The sequence below is a fragment of the Streptomyces sp. NPDC048417 genome, assembly GCF_040651615.1.
Classification (GTDB): Bacteria; Actinomycetota; Actinomycetes; order Streptomycetales; family Streptomycetaceae; genus Streptomyces.
On record NZ_JBEZKI010000008.1, the window covers coordinates 55,452 to 73,735 of the forward strand.

General features: G+C 72.8%; 10 protein-coding genes. 2 read left to right on the top strand and 8 right to left on the bottom strand.

Annotated elements, in window-relative coordinates; translation table 11 throughout:
• Positions 1–106: 106 nt before the first annotated feature.
• The 3 genes from AB0D59_RS14485 to AB0D59_RS14495 all read right to left on the bottom strand — a co-directional run bounded on the left by AB0D59_RS14485 (position 107) and on the right by AB0D59_RS14495 (position 3,512).
• Positions 107–952, bottom strand: coding sequence for an oxygenase MpaB family protein (locus tag AB0D59_RS14485; protein ID WP_362564737.1), 846 nt, complete (start codon positions 950–952; stop codon positions 107–109).
• Between the two features lie 9 nt (positions 953–961).
• The gene (locus tag AB0D59_RS14490; protein WP_362564739.1) at positions 962–2,176 is read right to left on the bottom strand and encodes an acyl-CoA dehydrogenase family protein; all 1,215 of its coding nucleotides are present in this window, start codon (positions 2,174–2,176) and stop codon (positions 962–964) included.
• 103 nt (positions 2,177–2,279) lie between these two features.
• The gene (locus tag AB0D59_RS14495; RefSeq protein WP_362564741.1) at positions 2,280–3,512 is read right to left on the bottom strand and encodes an MFS transporter; all 1,233 of its coding nucleotides are present in this window, start codon (positions 3,510–3,512) and stop codon (positions 2,280–2,282) included.
• A 264-nt stretch (positions 3,513–3,776) separates the two neighbouring features.
• On the opposite strand from AB0D59_RS14495, the gene AB0D59_RS14500 reads away from it, so the two are divergent.
• A complete protein-coding gene (locus tag AB0D59_RS14500; RefSeq protein ID WP_362564743.1) occupies positions 3,777–4,763 on the top strand; it encodes a methyltransferase in 987 nt (328 codons plus the stop codon).
• 140 nt (positions 4,764–4,903) lie between these two features.
• Here AB0D59_RS14500 and AB0D59_RS14505 read toward each other — a convergent pair whose 3' ends face one another.
• The gene (locus AB0D59_RS14505) at positions 4,904–6,190 is read right to left on the bottom strand and encodes a cytochrome P450 (RefSeq protein WP_362564745.1); all 1,287 of its coding nucleotides are present in this window, start codon (positions 6,188–6,190) and stop codon (positions 4,904–4,906) included.
• Positions 6,191–6,936: 746 nt separating this feature from the next.
• Positions 6,937–9,900 carry an AAA family ATPase gene (locus AB0D59_RS14510; RefSeq protein WP_362564747.1) on the bottom strand — a complete coding sequence of 988 codons (2,964 nt, stop codon included), beginning with the start codon at positions 9,898–9,900 and terminating at the stop codon, positions 6,937–6,939.
• Between the two features lie 204 nt (positions 9,901–10,104).
• Between AB0D59_RS14510 and AB0D59_RS14515 the strand changes: the two genes are divergently transcribed.
• Positions 10,105–10,749: a sigma-70 family RNA polymerase sigma factor gene (locus AB0D59_RS14515; RefSeq protein ID WP_362564749.1), complete on the top strand. Its 645-nt coding sequence runs from the start codon at positions 10,105–10,107 to the stop codon at positions 10,747–10,749.
• A gap of 69 nt (positions 10,750–10,818) precedes the next feature.
• On the opposite strand, the gene AB0D59_RS14520 is transcribed toward AB0D59_RS14515, so the two are convergent.
• From AB0D59_RS14520 to AB0D59_RS14530, 3 genes are all read right to left on the bottom strand, one after another.
• On the bottom strand, positions 10,819–13,551 hold the full coding sequence (locus AB0D59_RS14520; protein WP_362564750.1) for an AAA family ATPase: 2,733 nt from the start codon (positions 13,549–13,551) through the stop codon (positions 10,819–10,821).
• A 97-nt stretch (positions 13,552–13,648) separates the two neighbouring features.
• Positions 13,649–17,662, bottom strand: coding sequence for a type VII secretion protein EccCa (eccCa, locus tag AB0D59_RS14525; protein ID WP_362564752.1), 4,014 nt, complete (start codon positions 17,660–17,662; stop codon positions 13,649–13,651).
• A 40-nt stretch (positions 17,663–17,702) separates the two neighbouring features.
• A complete protein-coding gene (locus tag AB0D59_RS14530; protein WP_351710697.1) occupies positions 17,703–18,101 on the bottom strand; it encodes a YbaB/EbfC family nucleoid-associated protein in 399 nt (132 codons plus the stop codon).
• Between the last annotated feature and the right edge of the window lie 183 nt (positions 18,102–18,284).

The following is an 18,284-nucleotide window of genomic DNA, read 5'->3' on the forward strand; positions in this document are numbered from 1 at the left end:
CCCCCGTCGCTACAGCCCCGCCCTCCCCAGGGGGTCGCGGTCAAGGTGCGGCCGCGCCGAACCGGCCCGTTCCATGACACACCCCCCTGTCGCCCAGTATGGCGGTCTAATGCCCGACTTTGTACGGTGCCGGGCGCGCGTCGGGGCCGAGCCTCGCCATGGCGCGCAGGATGTGTTTGGGCGGGAGTTGCCAGCGCAGACGTGCGGGAACACTGCGCAGCAGGGTGCCGGTGGCGCGCAGTCGCCGGGTCACGACGGCGGGTTCGGGGGCCGGTCTGCCGTACAGCTCGTGGGCGTACGGCGGCAGAGAGGCGTACGCCAGGTGGGCCACGCGCCGCCACAGCACCTCGCGCGCCGGCATCAGGAGCGGGTGCGTCGGAGGGCGGAGCAGGAAGTCGTCCACCGCGCGTGCGTCGGCCCCGGCGGCGAGCAGGGGCCGTACCTTGCGGAAGTAGGCGGCCATGTCCGCCCGGTCGGCCGGTACGGCTGCGGGGTCGAGGCCCACCAGGCGGGCGCTGACCCGGTGCTCGGCGAGGTAGCGGTCGGCCTGGGCGTCGGTGAGGGGGAAGCCGGAGCGGCGCAGGACGTGCAGATACGAGTCGATCTCGGCGCAGTGCACCCACAGCAGCAGCTCGGGGTCGTCCACGCCGTACCGCTCGCCGGTGTCCGGGTCGGTCGCGGCCAGCATGCCGTGGATCTTCCGTACCCGGGCCCCGGCCCGTTCGGCGGCCTCCGTCGTGCCGTAGGTCGTCGTGCCGACGAAGTCCGCGGTCCGCATCAGCCGGCCCCAGGCGTCCCGGCGGAAGTCGGAGTTCGCCATCACGCCACGCACCGCGCGGGGGAGCAGGGCCTGGAGGTAGAGCGCGCGGATGCCGGCGACCCACATCATCGGGTCGCCGTGCACCTGCCAGGTCACGGAGGCCGGGGTGAACAGCCCGGGGTCGCCGCCCATGACCGCAGACTAACGCCGGACACGCGGCATCCCCAGTCCGATCCACGAGATGATCTCCCGCTGGATCTCGTTGTTGCCGCCGCCGAAGGTGAAGATGACCGCCGAGCGGTAGCCGCGTTCCAGGTCGCCGTGGAGGACCGCGCCGGCCGAGCCCTCCTTCAGCGGTCCCGCCGCACCGGCGATCTCCATCAGCCAGGCGTAGGCGTCGCGGCGGGCCTCGGAGCCGTAGACCTTGACGGCGGAGGCGTCCTGCGGGGTGAGGGTGCCCTCCTGGACGGCGGTCACCATCTGCCAGTTCAGCAGCTTCATGGCGTCGAGGCGGGTGTGGGTGCGGGCGAGGTTGCGGCGCACCCAGGGCAGGTCGACGACGCGGCGGCCGTCGGCGAGCTTGGTCTCCATGGCCCAGCGCTGGACGTCGTGCAGGGCGCGGATCGCCATGGTGCCGTGGGCGGCGAGGGTGACCCGCTCGTGGTTGAGCTGGTTGGTGATCAGCCGCCAGCCCTGGTTCTCCTCGCCGACCCGGCGGGAGACGGGGACCCGGATGTTCTCGTAGTAGCTGGCGGTGGTGTCGTGCGAGGCGAGGGTGTTGATCACGGTGCAGGAGTAGCCGGGGTCGGAGGTCGGCACCAGGAGCATGGTGATGCCCTTGTGCGGCGGGGCCTCGGGGTCGGTGCGGGTGGCCAGCCAGACCCAGTCGGCGGTGTCGCCGTTGGTGGTCCAGATCTTCTGGCCGTTGACCACGTACTCTCCCCCGCTCTCGGCTTCGCTCGAGCGCGAGGTGCCCGCGTCGTCCCGTACGGCCCGGGTCTTCAGGGCGGCCAGGTCGGTGCCGGCGTCGGGCTCGCTGTAGCCGATGGCGAAGTCGATCTCGCCGGAGAGGATGCGGGGCAGGAAGTACGACTTCTGCTCGTCCGTGCCGTACCGCATGATCGTCGGGCCGACCGTGTTCAGCGCCATCAGCGGGAGCGGTACGCCCGCCTGGGCGGCCTCGTCGAAGAAGATGAACTGTTCCATCGCGGTCAGGCCACGGCCGCCGTACTCCTTCGGCCAGCCGACGCCGAGCCAGCCGTCCGTGCCCAGCCGGCGGATCGTCTCCCGGTAGAAGCGTTTCTGCGCGGCCGGGTCGGCGTAGCGTGCGTAGGCGTTGTCCGGCACCAGGCCGGCGAAGTAGGCGCGCAGTTCGGTGCGCAGCCGCTGCTGCTCGGGCGTGTGGTCGAGGTGCACGGCGCCTCCAGGCTCCCCACGGGCGGTCCTGACGGCGCACACCGTAGAACGTGTTACAGAAATTGGGAATGGCGACGCGGGTGCGTGACCCGGTCCGTTCCGGTCAGCCGTGGCCCCCGGCCCACCCCAGGTCCGTGCGGACCTCCTTCGGCGCCAGGGCGAGGACCGACACCGAGACGGCCAGGAACACCGCGGCGAACTGGGCCGGGCGGATGCCGATGGTGGCCGCGAGCGGGCCCGCGAGCAGCGCCCCGAAGGGCGTCGCGACCACCGAGCCGAGCATGTCGTACGAGCCGACCCGGGCGAGCCGGTCCGCGGGGATGGTCCGGGCCATGACCACGTTCCACTGGACCATCATCAGTTCCACCAGCACTCCCGTCGTGAACGAGAACGCGCAGATCAGCCAGAGCGGCAGCAGCAGCGCCATGGCGAGCGTGGGGGCGGCGACCGCGGCGCCGCAGAGCGCGACGAACCGCATGGGCCGCCTGGGCGTGAAGCGGGTCGCGGCGCAGCCCCCGGCGACCAGTCCGAGCGACTCGGCGACCAGGATCTCGCCCCAGGCCGCCGGACCGCCCAGGCTCGTCCTGGCGACCACCGGGCCGAGCACGCTGTACCCCCATGAGCAGGCCATGAAGACGAGCGAGTACTGCAGGACGATGACCCACAGCCAGGTGTGGGAACGGAACTCCCGCCAGCCCTCCCGGAGTTCGCGCAGTGGTTCCGGTGACCGGGCGGGCACCGCACTGGCGGTGCGGATCAGCAGGTTGGGCACGACCGCGGCGAGCATCCCGGCCGCGTCCGCCGCCAGCGCCCAGCCGGGGCCGAAGGCCGCCACGGCCACGCCGGCGAACGCCCCGCCGCCCACCGTCGCCGCGTTCATCACCAGTCGGCTGAGCGCGTTGGCCCGCTGAAGTTCCGCGTCCGGCACCAGACGGGGAAGCAGTGCCGTCGAGGCCGGGAGGAACAGGGCCAGGGCGGTGCCGGTGCCGGCCTCCAGCAGCATGATGAGCCACACCTGGGCCTGCCCGGTCAGCAGCAGGAGGGCCAGGGAGCCTTCGCAGCACGCGGTGAGCAGACAGGACGCGGCGATGACGTACTGGGCGCCGAACCGGTCCGCGACCACTCCGCTGACCGGCATGAAGACCAGCGCCGGGGCGATCTGGGCCGCCAGCACGTGCGACAGGTCCGTGACGGAGCCGGTGAGATCGAGGACGGCGAAGGAGACGGCGACCATCGAGACGGCCGTCGCGGCGGGGGCGAGGAGCCGGTCGAGGAGCAGCATACGGAAGCCGTGCAGGTGTAACAGGCGCTGCGGTGCGACCGGTTGGAGGGACATGGCGGTGTGGATTCCTCAGGTGTCGGTCCGCGGGAACGCGACGGCCCGCACCGGGGCTCCGGTGCCGCCGTGCGGCGGGACGGGGAAGCCCGTGAACCTGGGAACGTCACGGGCCCTGGGGTGACGACGGTCGTCACCGTACGGCCGTACCACGGGGACACGGACAGATCCCCGAACGTGGACCTGTCGGGCGCGGAGCGCGCGCTCCTACGTTTCCGACGTCGATCGCACGTGCCGACCCGCCGAGTTGGAGCCCCGCCGGTCATGACACAGCAACCCCACGAGATCATCCACGCGCACATCTACAGCGCCTACACCGCACGCTGCCTCCAGGCCGTCGCCGACCTGGGCATCGCCGACCACATCGACGACGACCCGGTACCCGTCGGTGAACTCGCGGCGGCGTGCGGCGCCGACCCCGACCCGCTGCACCGCGTACTGCGGCTGCTGGCCGCGCACGACGTGTTCGAGCAGCGGCACGGCGGATACGCGCACACCCCCGCCTCCCGTCTGCTGCGTGGCGATCATCCGATGAGCGCGCGTCCCCTCGCCCGTCTGATGGGACTGCCGCTCCACTGGCACGGCCTCGCCCAGCTTCCGCACACCGTCACCACCGGGGAACCTGGCATCGACGTGCTCGACCCCGCCGGACTGTGGGCCTATCTGCAGGGCCACCCCGAGGAAGCCGAGATCTTCAACCGGGCCATGACCTCGAAGGCCGCCGCCGACATCCCGGCGATCGTCGAGGCCTACGACTTCACGCCGTTCGCCACGATCGCCGACATCGGCGGCGGCCGGGGGCACCTGCTGCGCGCCGTCCTCGACAGCGTGCCCGCCGCCAAGGGCGTCCTGTTCGACCAGCCGAGTGTCATCGACCCGCTGTCCTTCCCCGACCAGCCACGGCTGACGCCGCGGGCCGGGGACTTCTTCAGCGCCGTGCCCGCAGCCGACGCCTACATCCTGATGCACGTCCTGCACAACTGGGACGACGAACGGGTGGCGCGCATCCTCGGTACGGTCCGGGACGCCGCCGCCACCGGTGCCACACTGCTCGTCATCGAGAACGTCCTGCCCGACGAGCGGCCGGACCCCACGGCGCTCTCGATGGACGTGATCATGCTCGCCCTCACCCGCGGCCGCGAACGCACGGTGGGCGAACTGTCCGTACTCCTCGAAGGCGCCGGTTTCCGCTTGACCGGTGTGACGGAGGCTTCGGGGTCCATGCGCATAGCCGAAGCGAAGGCGGTCTGACCGACCGGCCGGCGACGGCGCCCTGCCTCGGCGGCGGTCGAAGAGGGCACCCCGCTCCGGGCGGAGGTGCCGCAGATCGAGGCGGAGGCAGAGCGCGTCCTGGAGTGGCTCGTCAAACGGGGAAGGTGCGGGTCGGCCGCTCACCGACCGCCCTCGGTGAGCGGCCGGGCGGCCACCGAGGTGCCCGAACCGGCCGGCCGGTGCGCGGCGCCCAGCACGACGGGCAGTTCCACGACGTCGTTGCCCATGAAGGAGTGCTGGGGCTCCAGTTCGCCGGGGGCGATGGAGAGGGTGAGGCGAGGGAAGCGGTCGAACAGGGCCGGCAGGGCGACTTCGGCTTCGAGCCTGGCGAGCGGGGCGCCGAGGCAGTAGTGGATACCGTGGCCGAAGGCGAGGTGCTGCTTGTCGGCGCGGTCGATGTGGAAGGCGGCCGGGTCCTCGTGGACGCCCGGGTCGCGGCCGGGGGCGCCGAAGCCGATGAGGATGGCGTCTCCGGCCCGCACGGTGACGCCCTCGCCGAGGTCGATGTCCTCGGTGGCGAACCGCAACGGCAGGTGCATGATCGGCGGGTGCAGACGCAGCGTTTCGTCGATCACGTCGGTCCAGCGGGCCGGGTCGGCGAGGACGGCGGCGAGTTGGTCGGGGTGGGTGAGGAGTTCGCGTACAGCGGCGTCGATCAGGGCGACGGTGGTCTCGGCGCCACCGCCGATCACCGCGATGAGGGTGGAGATGAGCTCCGTCTCACTGAGCCGGTCGCCGTCTTCCTCGTGGGCGGTCAGAAGCAGGCTGGTCATGTCGTCGGCGGGCGTGCGGCGCTTGGCCTCGATGAGGGTGTGCATCACGCGGTAGAGGTCCTTGCCCACGGCCTCGGACTGCTCGGGCGTGACGTCGGTGGCGAACACGGCGCCGATGACGCGGAGCATCTCGGGCCGCTGGTCGGCGGGGACACCGAACAGGTCGCAGATGACTCGGCTGGGCACGCCGTGCGCGAACTCGGCGCGCAAGTCGACGCGTTCGTCGGCGTCACGGTCCTCCAGGGCGTCCAGGAGATCGGTGACGATGCCCTCCACCGCGGGCCGCATCGCTTCGATCCTGCGGGCCGTGAACGCCCTGCCGGTCAGCTGCCTCAGCCGGGTGTGGTCGTCGCCGTCGGACGTGAACATGCTGATCACGTCGACCCACGGATACAGCCACGGTATGGCGCCGGGCCGGTGTCCGGGCCACGACTTGCGCGCGTCCTTGGAGACGTGCGGGTGGACGAGGAGCTGCTTGGCGATGTCCCCGCGGGTGACCGACCACGCGACGACGTCCTCGGGCATGCGCACACGAACAGCGGGCCCGGCGGCACGGAGTTCGTCTGCCTGCTCGTACAGTCGTGCGCCGCCGTCGCCGTCGAGGGTCACGGCCTCGTTGTGGGTGCTGGTCACGCGGTACCTCCTGTGGGTGTGGCCGCTCTGTGGGCACGCGCCGCGGACTTGGGGCACGTGGGCGTGCGCGTCGTGCGGCCCGCTCCGGATGTCGCGTCGCCGCAGCACGGGGAACCGGTCGCCCCGGAGGAGTTCGGGCCCGCACAGGGTGACACCGGAGGGGGCTGGATGAGCGCGCCGTCGGCGCATCGAGTGCAACGACACCGTAGGCGGCGCCGCGAGGACGGGCACAGATCCCCGAACGGGGACCTGTCAGACCCGGGGCCGGGTTCCTACATTTCGTCCTACGCGAACCGCGGCCGTTCGCCGATCAGCCGACGAACCGGCGAGTGGCGCCGGTTCGGCTCTCCTTCGGCTCCGGGCGGCACCTGCGCGGAGACCCCATCCGGCCCGCACGCGCCTGAACACCTCACCTGTGATGCGGACGCGAGGACGCCCCTCGGCGCTGCTTCGCCTTGCCCGGCGAAGCGAGAACTCCGGAGAGGAAGAACACGCCCTGCGACGGAAACCATCGAAAGCGCACCTTCATGATCGCTGAGTGGCCCTGGGGCTGGGAGGGACGGACAAGCCCCTGGCACTCCCCCGTCGTTCACCGACACCCCGTACGCCCACCACTCGGTGGGGCGTCCGGCGCCGGAGTCGGCCGCCCCCTTCACCGAACGGGCCCCCACGTCCCTCGGCGTCCGCGGCTGAGGCGAAAGCCCGGCCGCGTGTTCCGCGACGGCTTGACCGCCACCCTCGCCAGGTCACTCGCGCTCCGCCGCACGGGGTGGTGTTCCCGAACCGGGGCGGTGGGTTCCGCCACCGGAGGAGAACCCGGGACGGCTCGTATCCGCAGTCGCCGCTGTGGCGGCCGACGAACCGCGGTGGTCCGGCGTCCCGGATCCGGATCCCGCGACGGCGTTGACCTCGCGCCGGGAGCGGACCTGGAGCTTGGTGAGGATGTGGGAGACATGGGTCTCCACGGTGCGGCGCGAGAGCAGCAGGCGGGCGGCGATGTCAGGGTTGGACAGGCCCTGGGCGACCAGGTCGGCGACGCGCCGTTCGGTCGCGGTCAGCGCCTCCCAGCCGGAGGACGGACGCAGGTGGGCTCCACGGCTGCCGGAGCGCAGGCCCAGGGGGCGCAGGCGGGCGGCGGCACGGCGTACGTCCCAGTCCGCACCCAGCTCGGCCCAGACCGCGAGGGCCTCGTCGAACGAGGCACGGGCCGCGTCGAGGTCTCCGGACGCGGCCTGGACCGCCGCGAGGTCCTCCAGGGCGTTGCCCAGATCCGGCGACCGGTCGGCGGTGCGGTGGTAGTCGATGGCGACGAGCAGCCGGGCCGGGTCCTGATCGAGCAGTCCGGAGCACCAGTCGGCGGCGGCCAGTGCCCGCGGCATCGGCCGGCGGTCTGCCTCCTGCCGGGCGGCGAGTGCCGCGGCGCTCGCCGTCTGCCGGTCGTCGGCGGCCAGCGCCAGCCGGACCAGGGCGGGCAGCCATTCCGGGTGGTTCCCGACATCGTGCGCGTAGGGGTCGGTCAGCAGCTCCGCGAGCACATCCACGGCCTCGGGGAGCCGGCTCGCGTGCTCGGCCACGAGACTGCGCGCCAACAGCAGGTAGGCGGCTGCCACGGGTCCCCCCGACGGAACCTTTCCGCCGCCCGGGGCGTCGAGGTGACCGGCTGCCTCCTGCCACTGACCGCGGCGGGCGCCGATCAGCGCCAGCAGGCCCTGGCGGGACAGCCGCCAGAGCGGCGGGAGGTCGGTGACCTCGTCCAGCACGGCCAGCGCGTCGTCCCAGCGACCGTGCTCGTAGTACCTCTCGGCGCTCTGGACGAGGGTCATCGACAGCCGCGTCGCTCCGACCCGTTCCGCGAGCGTACGAGCCTGGACCAGCGCCTCCTCCGCCTCCTGGAGGCGGTCGACACCGTCCAGTTCGATGACCCGGTGGCCCAGCAGGATGAGCCGCAGGTCGACGAGGACCGGATCGTTGCCGATCTCCGCCAGTGCCTGGCCGTTGACGGCCAGCGCGCCGGCCTGGTCACCGTACCGGCTGCGCATGACGGAAGCGGCGAGCAGGGCGTATCCGACGGCGGTCGGATCGCCCAGCTTCCTGCCCTCCTCCAGCGCCTCGGCCATCGCCATCCGGGCCCGGCCGGTCTGGCCCAGGAGATGCCGGGCCAGCGCCACCAGGGCCAGCAGCCGGGCGCGCCAGACGGGCCCGAGCCGCGGGTCGGCGGTGGCGGCGCGCCAGTTCTCGACCACGTCCCCGTAGCGGCCGGTCCGCATCCCGATGGTGCTGAGCAGCCATCTGACCCGGCCGATCAGCTCGTAGTCGGCCGCCTGCCGCAGCACGGTTCTGGCCAGCTCCTCCGCACGGTCCAGGGGACCCATCCGGAAGTAGAGCGCGGCCAGTTGCGCGGTGAGCAGGGGGAGCCTCGGGTCGTCCGCGCGCGCCTGCCGCAGGGCGTGTTCGAGCAGTTCCGCGGCGACGACGGGGGCCCGGACGACGAGTCGCTCGGCGTTGCCGGCGAGCCATTCCCACTCCCAGTCCTCGGCCGTGCCCAGCACCGGCAGGATCAGCTCGGCCACCCGCTCCACCGGCGCCCCGGAGGCCATCAGCTCCTGCGCCGCGCGCCGGAGGAACGCCGTACGCAACGGGGTCGGCATGGCTTCGTACAGCACCTCCTTCAGCAGGCCGTGCCGGAAGCGCAGCCGGGACCCCGCGGACTCCAGGACGCCGGCGCCGAGCGCCTCCTCCACCACCCTCAGGAGGGAGCCCGCCCCGCTGCCCACCGCCGCCGCCAGATCCGTCACCGAGAACTCCGGCCCGAGCAGCGACGCGGCGCGCAGTGCCTCCTGGGCGTCGGCCGAGAGCGAGGCCAGCCGGTCCGCGATCACGTCCGTCAGCGCGTTGAGCTCCCGCACGTCCCGGCCGGTCGCCGTCAGCTCCACGTGTCCGTCCGCCGAGTCCAGCGCGCCCACGCGCGCCAGGGCGTCCAGGAGTTCGCGTACGTAGAGCGGGTTGCCCGCCGCGGACCGCAGCCGTTCGGTGAGCATCGGTCCGGGAACCCCCCGCGCCAGCACTCCGGCGAGCTCCGCCACCTGGGCTTCGGGCAACTGGTCGAGCGAGACCGACTGCCCGCCACGGGACCGCAGATCGCGGCGCAGCGCCTCCAGCTCCGGCCGGCCCGGCGCCGGCCGGCAGGTGCCGACGACCAGCAGCGGCAGCTGGACCGAGGCCCGGCACAGCCGACGCCACATCAGCAGGCTGGCGTCGTCCGCCCACTGCAGGTCCTCCACGGCCAGCACCAGCGGGCCGGACGCACACAACCGGTCGACCAGTACGAGCAGTTGTTCCGTCGCGGCCACCACCGGGTCACCGGCGAGCAGGCGCATCGTCCAGCCCGGCGCCTCCTGCGGCTGCTCCAGGGCGAGCGCGGCCTCCGCGCGGCGGGGATCGGCCGAACCGGCCTCGACCTCCAGGAGCCGCGTCATGCTCGAGAGCGGTAACCGCCGGCCCAGCTCGTCGCACTGCCCGGTCAGCACCTCGCAGCCGGTGGCATCGGCTTTGGCCAGGGCGTGCGCAAGCAAGGTCGACTTGCCGATGCCCGGTTCCCCTTCGATGAGCAGGCTTCCGCCGCGCCCCGCGGCCACGTCGGTGACCAGCCGTTCCAGAAGGGCTCGTTCCGTGTCCCGCCCGATCACCGGATGCAGTTGTTGTCCGAGCATGTTCATGACTCTAGAACCTCTCCATGAGGTGACACTCCCTTTCGGGTTACGCGTGGGGAAACTGGGTTTTCGGCCAAGCGGCCACCCCGGCTCACTGAGACGGCGCTCTCCCGTGTCTCCGGGATCTCAGTGAGGCTCACGGATGTCTCCGTATCCCCACTGGCGCAGGCTCGTCCCATCGGTCGGCAAACGATGGGGCAGCTCATGACGACGGCACTCGCACCCGAGGCAGGCACGTGCGCACCGCAGTCCGCGGAGCAGAAGATGCGGATGATCTACGACGTCAACAAGAACTCCCTGATGCGCAGTCTGCTCGGCTGGACCCAGGGGGACCGGGCGGCGGCGGAGGACCTCGTCCAGGAGACCATGCTCCGGGCGTGGCGGAACCTGGACATCCTCCCCGACGATCCGCGGGCGGTACGTCCGTGGCTGCTGACGGTGTCGCGACGGCTGGCGATCGACATGCTGCGCGCCCGCTCGGCGCGTCCCACCGAGGTGGAGGACGACCCGCTGGAGTCGATACCGGTGGCGGCGGAGCCGCTGGAGCAGGTCCTCGACCGCCAGGTGCTGCGCACCGCGCTGGCCGGGCTCTCCGCGACCCATCTCGCGGTGCTGACCCAGGTCTACTTCCTGCACCGGCCGGTCCGGCACGCGGCCGAGGCGCTCAACGTCCCGGAGGGCACCGTGAAGTCGCGCACCCACAACGCCCTGCGGGCCCTGCGTGAGGCCCTCGGCGACCGCAACGGGGCGGCCCCGCGGGCGCGTACGGCGGTAGGCGGACACACCTCGTCGGCCCCGGTCCGGTGTCATCCGGGTCAGCGCCCGGCTCCGGCCCACGCCCGGTTCTGAGCGCCGACACGTCCAGCATCGCGCCGCGCCAGGTGTGACGCGGGTGGTCACCAGGCGCCGGAGGCGCGCTCACGCCTCCTCGCGCCGGACATGCAGGGCGACCTCGCGGCGGGAGCTGATCCGGAGCTTGGTGAGGATGTGGGAGACATGGGTCTCCACCGTCCGGCGGGACAGCAGCAGTCGCCCGGCGATCTCGGGGTTCGTCAGCCCCTGACCGACGAGTTCGGCGACCCGCCGCTCGGTGCCGGTCAGCGCCTGCCAGCCGTTCTTCGGCCGCTGCCGGGCGCCCCGTACTCCCGGGCGGACACCGTAGGGCCGCAGGCGGGCGGTGGCCCGGCGCGCGTCCCACTCCGCGCCCAGCGCCACGTACACGTCCAGCGCCTCGGCGAGCGTGGCACGGGCCGCCGTGAGATCACCTCCGGCCGCCTGTACGACGGCCGCGTCCTCCAGGGCGTTGCCCAGTGCCGCCCGCCGTCCGGAGGCACGGTAGTACGACGCGGCGGCCAGCACCGGCGCCGGTTCGCCCGCCAGCATGCCGGCGCACCAGCCCAGTTCCACCCGTTGCCCGCTCTTCGCCTCCGCCGCGCACACCCGGGCGACGGCCCGTAGCGAGGCCAGGTCGCCGCACTCCTGCGCGGCCCGGACCAGGACGGGCAGGAGAGCGTTCGCATCGATCACCCGTTCCCCGGCGTCCGGGATCAGGTACGGCATGAGCACCTCGACGACCCGCTCCGGGCGAGCGGCGTGCTCGGCCTCCAGGGCCCAGGCCCGAAGGATGCCCGCGGAGTCGACCGCCCGCTCGTCCAGGACCCGGCGGTCGCCGAGGGCCGCCAGGTGCCGGGAGGCCTCCCCCCAGTCGTCGCGCTGCCCGGCGATCAGGGCCCGCAACGCCTGCCCGGCGCCGGGCAGCCGTACCGGGTCCGGGACGTCCGGGACCGGTTGCAGTTCCGCGAGGGCGTCGTCCCACCGGCCCGTGGCGTAGCGCAGTTCGGCGATCCGGGTGCGCAGCGCGCCGACAGCGCGGGGCCTCGCCGTCCGCTCGGCCGACGTGAGGGCCTCGCGCGCCGTCGCCTCGGCCTCGGTGAAGCGATCGAGCGCCATGAGTACGGCCGAACGGTCGCCCAGCACCGCGAGCCGCAGGTCGACGAGTGCCTCGTTCCCGTCGGCGAGGGCGAGGATCTCGTCCGTGGTGGCGAGGGCACCTTCGAAGTCGTGGGTGAGGGTACGCAGTACCGAGCGCGTGTACAGGGCCTGGGCCGTGCTGAGGGGGTCGGCGAGCCGCTGCCCCTCCGTGCGGGCCCGCTCGGCGGCCTGCCGCGCCTCGTCGCTGCCGGCTCGACGGACCAGGGCCGTCGATCGCAGCGCCGCGTCGCGGGCCCGCCACAGCGGTACGGCGTACTCGGCGGCGTCGGCCAGGACCGTGACGGCCTCCTCGCGCCGACCGGCGCGTAACAGGGTCGAGCCGAGGAACCACGCGGCCCGCCCGGCCCGTTCGCCACCGCTGACGACGATGTCACGGGCCATCCGCTCCGCCTGCTCGTCCAGGCCCAGACGGAAGGCCACGGCAAGGAGCCGGTCCTCGACGTCGGCGCGGCGTGGATCGGCTCCGTCGAGCCGGGCCAGGGCGTGCTCCAGCAGCCCTGCCGCGCTCTCGGGGGCACGCGCCGCCAGGGCGGCCGCGTTCTCGGCGATCCAGCCCGCCTCCCAGCCCTCGGCCTCCGCCAGTACCGGCACCACCAGGGCGGCGACGCGCTCCACCGGAGCCCCGGCGGCGATCAGCGTCTGCGCGGCGTGCTGGTGCAGGGCGGCTCGTAGGGCGGTGGGCATCGTCTCGTAGAGGGACCGCCGTATCAGCCCGTGCCGGAAGCGCAGTCCTGCGCCGTCTGCTTCCACCACGCCTGCGGCCAGGGCCTCGTCGACCGCGCCGGCCAGGGCGGCAGGCGATTCCCCCGCCACCGTCGCGAGCTCGGCCACCGAGAAGTCCGGGCCGAGGACGGCCGCCGTGCGCAGCGTGTCGCGGGTGGGTGCCGAGAGGAAGTCCAGCCGGTCCGCGATCACCCGGGCGGGCCACCCCACGGTCTCCTGTGGGGCGTCGGTGACCCGTTCCGCCCTGTCTGTCTGCGACCGGAGCACCTCCCCTATGTACAAGGGGTTGCCGGCCGTCGACGCCAGCAGCCGGGAGAGTCGCGGCCCCGGAGCGCTGCCCAGCCGCTCGGTCGCCAGCTTCACCACCTCGGGCTCCGCGATGCCGTCGAGTGCGACGACGATCCCGCCGGAGTCGATCAGTTCGTGGCGCAGCCGGTCCAGTTCGGGCCGGATCGGTACCGGGCGGCGGGTCGCCACCAGCAGCAGGGGCAAGCGGGTTGTGGCCCGGCTCAGACGCTCCCACAGCAGCAGGCTCGCCTCGTCCGCCCAGTGCAGGTCCTCGACCGCCAGTGCCAACGGGCCGGAGGCGCACAACCGGTCGACCAGACCGGCGAGTTGCCCGATCGCCGTCGTCAGCGGGTCTTCGGCGGACGGCCGCTGGTGCCAGGCGGCCAGCCCGTCCACTCCAAGCGCCTGCGCGGGCGCCCGGAGCGGGAACCGCTGTGTCACTTCCTCGCACTGCCCGCGCAGCACCCGCAAGCCGTGCGGCTCGGCGGCGGCGAGGCCGGCCGACAGGAGCGCGGACTTGCCGATCCCGGGCTCGCCCTCGATCAGCAGAGCCCGCCCGCGCCCCGCGCCGGCGTCGGCCGACAACGCGACCATGAGGGCGAGTTCGGCGTCCCTTCCGACGAAGGACGCCGTCGATTGCACCGCCATGGGGGCAGCGTAGCGATCACCGACGAGACGGAGGTTCCGCGCACGTGAACGTTTACCGTTCCGCTTCCGTCGCACGGACCCCGTCCCGCCGGTCTCCTCACGCCTCCAGGGCCACCTGGATCAGGGTCGGCGGACCCTGACGGCCGATCAGGACGCCACGCCCGGGCGGGCGTTGGGCGGCGCGCTCGCTGCCGAGCACCACACCCTCGCGCGGATCCCCGGACAGCACCAGACCGGCGGTACCCAACTCCTTCACTCTCGTGAGCAGTTGCTCGGACATCGCACCACGGGCGCTGCCGGCGACCCGGCGGGCAACCACCAGGTGCAGGCCGATCTCCCGCGCCTGCGGCAGGAAGTCCATGAGCGGATTGAGCGGCGACGTACGGCCGTTGGAGACCAGGTCGTAGTCGTCGACCACCACGTAGAACTCCGGGCCGGTCCACCAGTCACGCCGTCGCAGCCGCTCCATCGTCACGTCCCGCGGGGGCAGCCGCTCGGTGAGCTTGGCGACGACCTGCTCGACGTAGACCTGAGCCGCGTTGGCATCACCGATGTAGGCCCCGACGTACTCCTCGTCCACCGCCCCCATCAGGGCGCGCCGGTAGTCGACGACGATGAACCGGGTCTCGAACGCCGTGCGGCGCCCGGCGAGCCCCTTCATCCAGCCGCGCAGGAAGCTGGACTTGCCGGAGCCGGCGTCACCGAAGACGAGGAAGTGCGGGTCGGCGTCGGTGAGGTCGAGGTGTACCGGGGCGAGGTCGCTCTCGGCGATGCCGATCGGCACGCCCGTGGCCGTGTTCTCCTGCGGGATCCGCCTCGCCAGCTCGGCGGCGGTGAGCCGTTCGGGCAGCATCCGGATCGGCGGTGCCACGGCTCCCGACCAGGAGGCCGCGAGCTTGCCGATCGCCTCCTCCTGCGCCTCGGCGAGGCCGTCGGCGGTCTCCTTGCCGTCGAGCCGGGGCAGGGCGACCTGGAACTGTACGCCGGGGGGCGCCATGCCGCGGCCGGGGGCGGAGAGCCCGAAGGCCCGGGCCGCGCGGCGGTTGATCTCCGAGTCGCCCGGGTCGTTCAGGCGCAGTTCGAGGCGTGCCGAGATGGCGTCGCGCAGCGCCGTCCGGATGTCGGCCCAGCGGCCCGCGGTCAACACCAGATGGACGGCGACGCCGAGGCCGCGGCCCGCGATGTCCAGGACGGCCGCGTCGACGCCCTCCATCTCGCCGCGTAGCGCACCCCAGTTGTCGATCACCAGGAAGACGTCGGCGGAGCGCATGCCCTTGGGCAGCCGGTCGGTGTTGCGCAGCCGTCGGAACTCGTCGGCGGAGTCGATGCCGAGGTGGCGGAAGAGCCGCTCCCGTTCGGCGATCAGCTGGTGCACCTCGGCCAGCGCGCGCCGGGCACGGGCCGGGTCGTGCCGGCCGGCCACCCCGCTGACGTGCGGCGCCCGTTCGAAGGGCTGGAGCGAGCCGCCGCCGAAGTCCAGGCAGAGGAACTGCGCCTCGGCGGGCGTGTGGGTGAGCATCGTGGAGAGCATCAGGGTGCGCAGGAAGGTGCTCTTGCCGGTCTGCGGGGCACCGACCACCGCGAGGTGACCGGCCTTGGCGAAGTCCGGTACGAGCGGCTGCTGGAGCTGCTGGAGCGGTACGTCCAGGACGCCGACCGGGGTGCGCAGCGCACCCTTGTGCTGCCACCAGTCGGCGGACATGCCGCGCTCCGGACGGACCACGACCGGTCCGGTGAGGTCGTCCAGGGCCAGCGCGGCGGGCAGCGGGGGCAGCCACACCTGGTGGGCCAACTGGCCTGCCGTACCGAGCCGTTCGACGATCACCTGCATCTCGCTCGGCCCCTCCAGCATGGGGCGCGCCCGCTCGCGCTCCTCCTCCGGCTCCGCGTCGGGGTCAGGCGGCAGCCGCAGCGCGAAGTGCACGGGGTCGGTCGGCGGCGGTCCGGCGGCGAGGGCGCGCTGTTCTTCCGACAGGTGGACTCCGGAGACATGTGCGACCCGGAAGCGCTCCAGGACCGTCTCGGCGACCTTGAGGTAGGCGGAACCGGGGATCGGCGGCAGCCGGTAGGCGTCCGGGGTGCCGATGACGACCCGGGACTCCGCCGCCGAGAAGGTGCGCAGGCAGATCCGGTAGGAGAGGTTGGCCTCCAGTCCGCGCAGCCGCCCCTCCTCCAGGCGCTGGGTGGCCAGCAGCAGGTGGATGCCCAGGGAGCGGCCGACCCGGCCGATCTGGACGAAGAGGTCGATGAAGTCGGGCCGGGTGGCCAGCAGTTCACCGAACTCGTCGACGATGACCAGCAGATACGGCAGGGGCTCCAGCGGGCGGCCGTCCGGCCCGGTGGCTCCGGCGGCGCGGCGCAGCTGGTACTCGCGGACGTTGTCGATGTTGCCGGCGTCGCGGAGCATCTTCTGCCGCCGCTGCTGTTCGCCGACGAGGGCGTCCTTGACCCGGTCGACCAGGGCGACCTCGTCCACCAGGTTGGTGATCAGGCCCGCCACATGCGGCAGGTCGGTGACACCGGCGAAGGTCGCGCCGCCCTTGAAGTCGACCAGGACCAGGCTGAGGAGTTCCGGTGAGTGGGTCATGGTCAGACCGGTGACCAGGGTGCGCAGCAGCTCGCTCTTGCCGGAGCCGGTGGCTCCCACGATCAGGCCGTGCGGGCCCATGCCGCCCTGCGCGGACTCCTTGAGGTCCAGGACGAGTTGCTGGCCGCCGCTGTCGAAACCGATCGGCATGCGCAGCACCTCCTCGTCCTCCGCTTCGACCCACAGCGACTCGGGGTTGAAGCTCTCCAGGTCGGCGATGCCGAGCATGCTGGGCAGCGACATGGTCTGGGCGAGGATCTCCTCGCCCTCCGCGGACAGCCGCAGCGGTGCCAGCGCCCGGGCGACGGCCTCGCACAGCGGCAGCTCGGCGCGGGCCGCGACGGCCGTGTCGACCTGTGAGCGGGTGTCGGCGCGGCGGCCCTCCACAGTGACGATGCCCTGTGCGTCGAGGCGCACCCGGATGTCGGCGCGGGTCGGCTCGTCGCTCTCCTGGTCCACCAGGCAGATGACGGTGAGGGCACTCTGCGGGCCGGCCGCGGCGAGGAGTTCGGCGGCGAGCGGCGAACGGGCCCAGGCCGCCCGGGGCAGATAGCGGTCGAGGACGACGATCAGGCGGCGCCGGGTGTCCGGGCCGTCCCGGTCGGTCAGGGACAGGCGGCGGGACGGCTGCTGGGCGGCCGCCTCCAGAGCCTGCTGGAGATGGTCGGCGATGCCCTCGAAGTCCTCGGCGACCAGGGGCACCACGCCGGCTTCCCCGCCGGTGTCCGGCTCATGGGTGTGCGGCAGCCACTTGGCCCAGTTCCAGTCCTCGCCGCCGGTCGCGATGGCGATGCCCACGTCGTCCGGCGCGTGAAGGACGGCGATCTGGCAGAGCAGGGCACGCACCGCCTCGCGGGCCACCTTGGGCGGCCCGAGCACGCTGACCACACCGGCCTTCGCGAGGTCCAGTACGGCCGGCTGGTCGCCGACCACGGACATCGAGTCGACCAGCCGGTCGGCCGCCGTCTTGGCGCGCGGGTCGTACTCCACTGTCGGGTCGTTGCGGGTGGACATCCGGATGGGCGTCGACAGCGGCGCGTTGCCCGCGCCTACGGACACCTTCAGGAAGTCGGGGTCGGTGACCCGGCGTTCCCACACGCGGCGGCGCTGGGACGCGATCGCCCACAGCCGGCGCGGCGAGGGGAACTGCCAGGCCGCGAGGGTGCGCTGGCTCTCCGCGACCTGGCGGGCGGCCCGCCGCACCTCGACGAGATGGTCCAGGTAGCGGTCGCGGGCCCGCAGCTTCTGTTTGCGGGCCTGCCCGCGCATCTGCATCCGTACGCCGACGGTGACGCCGATGGACAGCACGACGAACGCGATGCCGAGCAGGACCAGCATCCGCCGGCCGCCGGACATCAGATAGGCGGCCATGCTGATGCTGGACAGCAGCGGCATCAGCAGCATCAGCCAGCTGGCGTTGCTGTCCTTGCCGACCGGCTGCGGCGGTGCGGAGAGCACCACTGGGTCGGTGGGCAGCGTGGGCGGCACCACCCTGGCGGGCCGGTGGAAGATGATCCGGGACATCAGAGCTCCTCGACGCTCACGGTCTGCTGCACGGGCGCGGTCACCGCCGGGAACGGCGCTCGGGGAAGCGCGGTGCGACGGCGGGCCTCTTCTTGTCGTTCTGCTCGCCGTTCAGCCCGGCCAGGATGTCCTGCAGGCCGCCCGTGATGCCCGACATGACCTCGGTGCGCTGCTCGGTGACGGTGTCGTGGGCGCTGTCGATGGCCTCGACGAGGAGCCGGACCAGCCGCTCCGGGTTGTCGGGGTCGATCACCGACGGGTCGATCCGCAGGTCCACCACCCGGCTCTCGGCCGAGAGGGTCGCGGTGACCATGCCGTCCGCGCTGTGGCCCGTGGCCTCGACGTTCCGCAGGTCGAGCTGTGCGTCGGCCACCGTGCCCTGCATCCGCCGGGCGTGCTTCGCGAGCTCGGAGAAGTTGATCTGCTCATACTCGGGCATCCGGCCGTCTTCCTCTGAGGGTTCCGAATGAGTTCGTGCCGACCGCGGCGGCTGCGCCGAGCGGTGTCGTTCCGGCTGCTCGGGCTTTCGACCGCGGTTGTTCCAATGAGAGATACGGATGCGAGGCCCGAACGGGTCTCTCCCGTTTCGCCGGGCCCCGCATCTCCGTGTCACGTCTCCGTG